At 53.3% G+C, this 3,890-nt stretch carries 4 protein-coding genes; 3 read left to right on the top strand and 1 reads right to left on the bottom strand.

Annotation, left to right across the window (positions count from 1 at the left end; genetic code table 11):
- Positions 1–47 precede the first annotated feature (47 nt).
- The gene (locus tag Q4A85_RS13130) at positions 48–194 is read right to left on the bottom strand and encodes a hypothetical protein (RefSeq protein WP_303111068.1); all 147 of its coding nucleotides are present in this window, start codon (positions 192–194) and stop codon (positions 48–50) included.
- 387 nt (positions 195–581) lie between these two features.
- Between Q4A85_RS13130 and Q4A85_RS13125 the strand changes: the two genes are divergently transcribed.
- From Q4A85_RS13125 to Q4A85_RS13115, 3 genes are all read left to right on the top strand, one after another.
- Positions 582–1,250 carry a 1-acyl-sn-glycerol-3-phosphate acyltransferase gene (locus Q4A85_RS13125; protein WP_303111067.1) on the top strand — a complete coding sequence of 223 codons (669 nt, stop codon included), beginning with the start codon at positions 582–584 and terminating at the stop codon, positions 1,248–1,250.
- The gene (locus Q4A85_RS13120; protein WP_368500223.1) at positions 1,250–2,179 is read left to right on the top strand and encodes a phosphatidate cytidylyltransferase; all 930 of its coding nucleotides are present in this window, start codon (positions 1,250–1,252) and stop codon (positions 2,177–2,179) included. The genes Q4A85_RS13125 and Q4A85_RS13120 overlap by 1 nt, the downstream gene beginning before the upstream one ends.
- A 239-nt stretch (positions 2,180–2,418) precedes the next feature.
- The gene (locus tag Q4A85_RS13115; protein WP_303111064.1) at positions 2,419–3,471 is read left to right on the top strand and encodes a TerY-C metal binding domain-containing protein; all 1,053 of its coding nucleotides are present in this window, start codon (positions 2,419–2,421) and stop codon (positions 3,469–3,471) included.
- Positions 3,472–3,890 lie beyond the last annotated feature (419 nt).

Here is a 3,890-nt window from a genome sequence, read left to right as displayed (position 1 = left end):
CCTTATAGGATAAGGCTTGCAGGGGTTTTCAGCCCCCATTTTGTTACTTACGCCGTAAAGCCAGATGAGGTTTTTGTATTGCGCGTGTAGCATCGCGGCGGCTTTGGGGTTGTGAGTGGTGTCCAGCGCATCGGGGCAGCGGCTTGGGCGAGCGTGGCGATGCACAATAGCGTGGCAAGTAGGATGCGTTTCATGGGCGGTCTCCTTGTAAACAGAGTGGGAAATATGGGGCTAGGCAACGGTGCGGAAAGTTGTTTTGGCTGCGCTGAAACTTGCTGCGCTTGTTTTCAGGCTGCCTAATGCGTGCCGCCCAGCCCATAGCCATGCGCCATTGTAGCGTGTTTACAAGCAGCCTGAAAATTTGCTGACATGGGGTATACGCTTAACCCAAAGGCAGCCTGAAAATGGCACGTCAGCAATTTGCCGACGCTTTCTCAACCAGCAAAGAACTGCTGAATACACCCTTTGGCGACGAGCCGTCGCCGCTCCATTCTAGGTTTCAGGCTGCCTAAATCACAACCCATCCCCACAAACCCTTACAATCCATTACAATCCACCCTTTCCATCCCCGCAACCACACCATGAATATTTTTACGCGCACGGCTGCTTTTATCGTTAGCCGCAGCATTTTTCTACTCGTTTCGTTTTTAACAGGCATCCGCAGCAAATTTGAAGGCGACATCGCGTTCAGCCCCGAGCGCAAGGTCTATTTTGTTAATCACAACAGCCACGCCGATTTTATTATGGTGCAGCTATCGTTGCCCAAACGCTGGCGCAAGGCCGCTCGCCCCGTGGCGGGCGCGGATTATTGGCTCAAAGGCGCGTTTCGCCGCTTTGTGAGCAAACACGTGTTCAACAGCCTGCTGATTATGCGCAACGGCAACGACCCCAAAGCCATCACCCAGCAAATGTCGGATGTGCTCGCCACGCAATCATCGCTCATTATCTTCCCCGAAGGCACGCGCAACACCGATGACCACACGCTGCTGTTGCCGTTTAAAAGCGGCATTTACCACCTTGCCCGCAGCAATCCCGATGTGGGCTTTGTGCCGATTTGGATTAACAACATCAACCGCGTGTTGCCCAAAAACCAAGTGATTCCCGTGCCGATTTTGTGCGATGTCATCATCGGCGAGCCGCTGTATGTGCAAGCCAACGAAGAAAAAGAAGAATTTTTGCAACGCGCCCGCGATGCCATGCTTGCGCTGGTGCCGCCTGCCAAAATCATTGAATACGCGGAGCAAGCATGATGAACACCGCTTTTTATCTGCCCGCTTTGGTTGGCATCGTGTTTTTTGGCATTTTTTGCGTGTTGATTCTTGCTTCGCTGGCGGGCAAGTATTACGAGCGCAAACAAGGCTTTGATGTGAGCAATATGGTGAAAGAATGGAACGCGCGCGTGGCTTCTTGGTGGGTGATTACCACGCTGCTGCTGGTAACGTTTTGGCTGGGGCGCGGCGGCATGATTGCGCTGTTTGTTGCCGCTTCGTTTGCCACGCTGCGCGAATTTATCAGCCATGTGTATCGCCATCGAGCCGACCACCTTACCATTGCGCTGTGTTTTTATATCTTGCTGCCGCTGCAATATTATTTTGTGCTAACCAACTGGTTTAGCATGTTCACCATTTTGATTCCTGTTTACGCCTTTTTGCTGCTGCCGATTATCAGCAACATGGCGGGCGACAACAGCCAGTTTTTTGAGCGCACTGCCAAAATCCAATGGGGCGTGATGATTACCGTGTATTGCCTGTCGCACGTGCCCGCCTTGTTGAGTCTGGAAATCAAGGATTACAACTCGCCCAATATTGTGTTGCTGCTGTTTATGCTGATGGTGGTGCAAAGCGGCGATGTGTTTGCTTATTTGTGGCGACGCGCGGGCAGCAAAATCGCCCCGCCGCGCACGCTGCCCAGCGCGTATATCAGCGTGCCGCTTTCTACGCTGCTGGCGACCTGCCTATATTGGATAACGCCGTTTACCCCGTTTCAGGCTGCCTTAGCGGGCTTGATGATTAGCCTGATGGGCATTTTTGGCAACGAAGTGATGCGCGCCATCAAACGCAGCCTTGGCATCCGCCATTGGGGGCACGCATACAGCACCCGCAGCGTGCTAGACAGGCTAGACAGCCTTTGCTTTGCCGCGCCCGTGTTTTTTCATGTGGTGCGGTATTATTGGACGTAGGCAGGTTAGGCAGCCTGAAAAGCATCTATTTTCGTTTTCAGGCTGCCTAACCGCGAGCGCAAATGCTTGGGCAGACTGAAACGGCAATCCGCGCCCCTACGGCTTGCTTGCAAGCCGTGCACTGGCTGGAATAAAAAGGCAGCCTGAAACACATCCCAACCTATTTTCAGGCTGCCTAATCATCTAAACAAAAGCAGCCTGAAACCCCATCCACCCCACCTCAAAAAAGGAGCCCCACAATGCGCCGTCTCCCCATTTTCCTTGTGATAGACGTATCCGAAAGCATGGTCGGACAACCCCTGCGCCAAATGCAAGAAGGCATCAGCCGCCTGATTGAAACCCTGCGCCGCGACCCCTACGCGCTGGAAACCGTGTATCTATCCGTCATCGCCTTTGCCGGCATCGCCAAAACACTCGCCCCGCTGGTGGAACTGGTCGCGTTTTACCCGCCGCGCTTGCCCGTTGGCTCAGGCACATCGCTGGGCGTAGCGTTAAATCACGCGATGGACGAAATTGACCGCCACGTCATCACCAATTCGCCCGAGCGCAAAGGCGATTACAAGCCCGTGGTCTATTTAATGACCGATGGCGGCGCAACCGACGACCCCACCGCCGCCATCGCCCGCTGGCAGCGCAGCTTTGCCCACCGCGCTAACTTAGTCTCCATCGGCATCGGGCCGTTTGCCGACCTAGCCCAACTTGCTCCCATAAGCCACGGCGTATTGCGCCTAGACACCAACAACGAAGCCGATTTCAAAGCCTTTATAGACTGGATTTCGCAATCCGTCTCATCGCAAAGCCGCAGCTTGGGCGTGGATGTGCCCGTGAGCCTAGACAAAAACGAGCAGCCGTTTCTTTCGCTGGTCAAAGACCTAGAACAAGCCACCGCCGTGGACGAAAACTATGTCATCATCAGCGGCTTATGCAGCAAAACCAAGCTGCCCTATTTGATGAAATACGAACGCGCCCCGATGATGACCGATGTGCCGTTTTTCACCAAACAACAAACCGCGCAAGTATTTGGCTACGCAGGCGTTTTCCCCGTGGAAGCCGACTACAAAGACTGGTCAGACCCCCGCGTGAATACCCACACCGTCTCCACCGCATCGCTGATGGGCGGCGGCGGATGCCCCCATTGCGGCGCAAGCAGCGCATTGTGCCAATGCGGCAACTGCGGGCAAACTTTCTGCGCCAACAGCCACGACAGTGTGATTACCTGCCCCAACTGCCAACGCCAGCTTACCATGTCGTCCGAAGGCGGCGATTTTGATGTATCGCGGGCGCGGGGGTGATGGGGCGGCGTTTTCAGGCTGCCGATTTGGGCAAACAGATTTGGGTGGCATCCCCCGCTTATTGTTGTGAATGAACACGCAGCCTAGTGCAACATTCCGCCATCTGTTCTTTCTTCCGCTGGCGGGGGGAGGCTAGGATGGGGGTGGCAAGTTAAACAGCGTGCAGCATACTTTGATTAGGACACGCCCCCAATTTAGGCTGATAATTTTGGTAGTGTCCTAAAAAGTATGCTGCCTATTTTTTAATCATCACACATAACCATTAGGTGGTGTCCTAAAAAGTATGCTGGCTTAATTATTGTTGATAGAAAGCAGTATTGGTTAGAAATTCTGCAAAGTGCAGCATACTTTTTAGGACACCACCAACCATTATTTACATAATGAAACACTAAATCAAAAACCTTGAAATGGTAAAACTC

Source organism: Kingella sp. (in: b-proteobacteria), from assembly GCF_030527935.1.
Taxonomy (GTDB): Bacteria; Pseudomonadota; Gammaproteobacteria; order Burkholderiales; family Neisseriaceae; genus Kingella_B.
The sequence above is the reverse complement of the archived record's forward strand: the minus strand, read 5'-3'. Positions and strand labels throughout refer to the sequence as shown.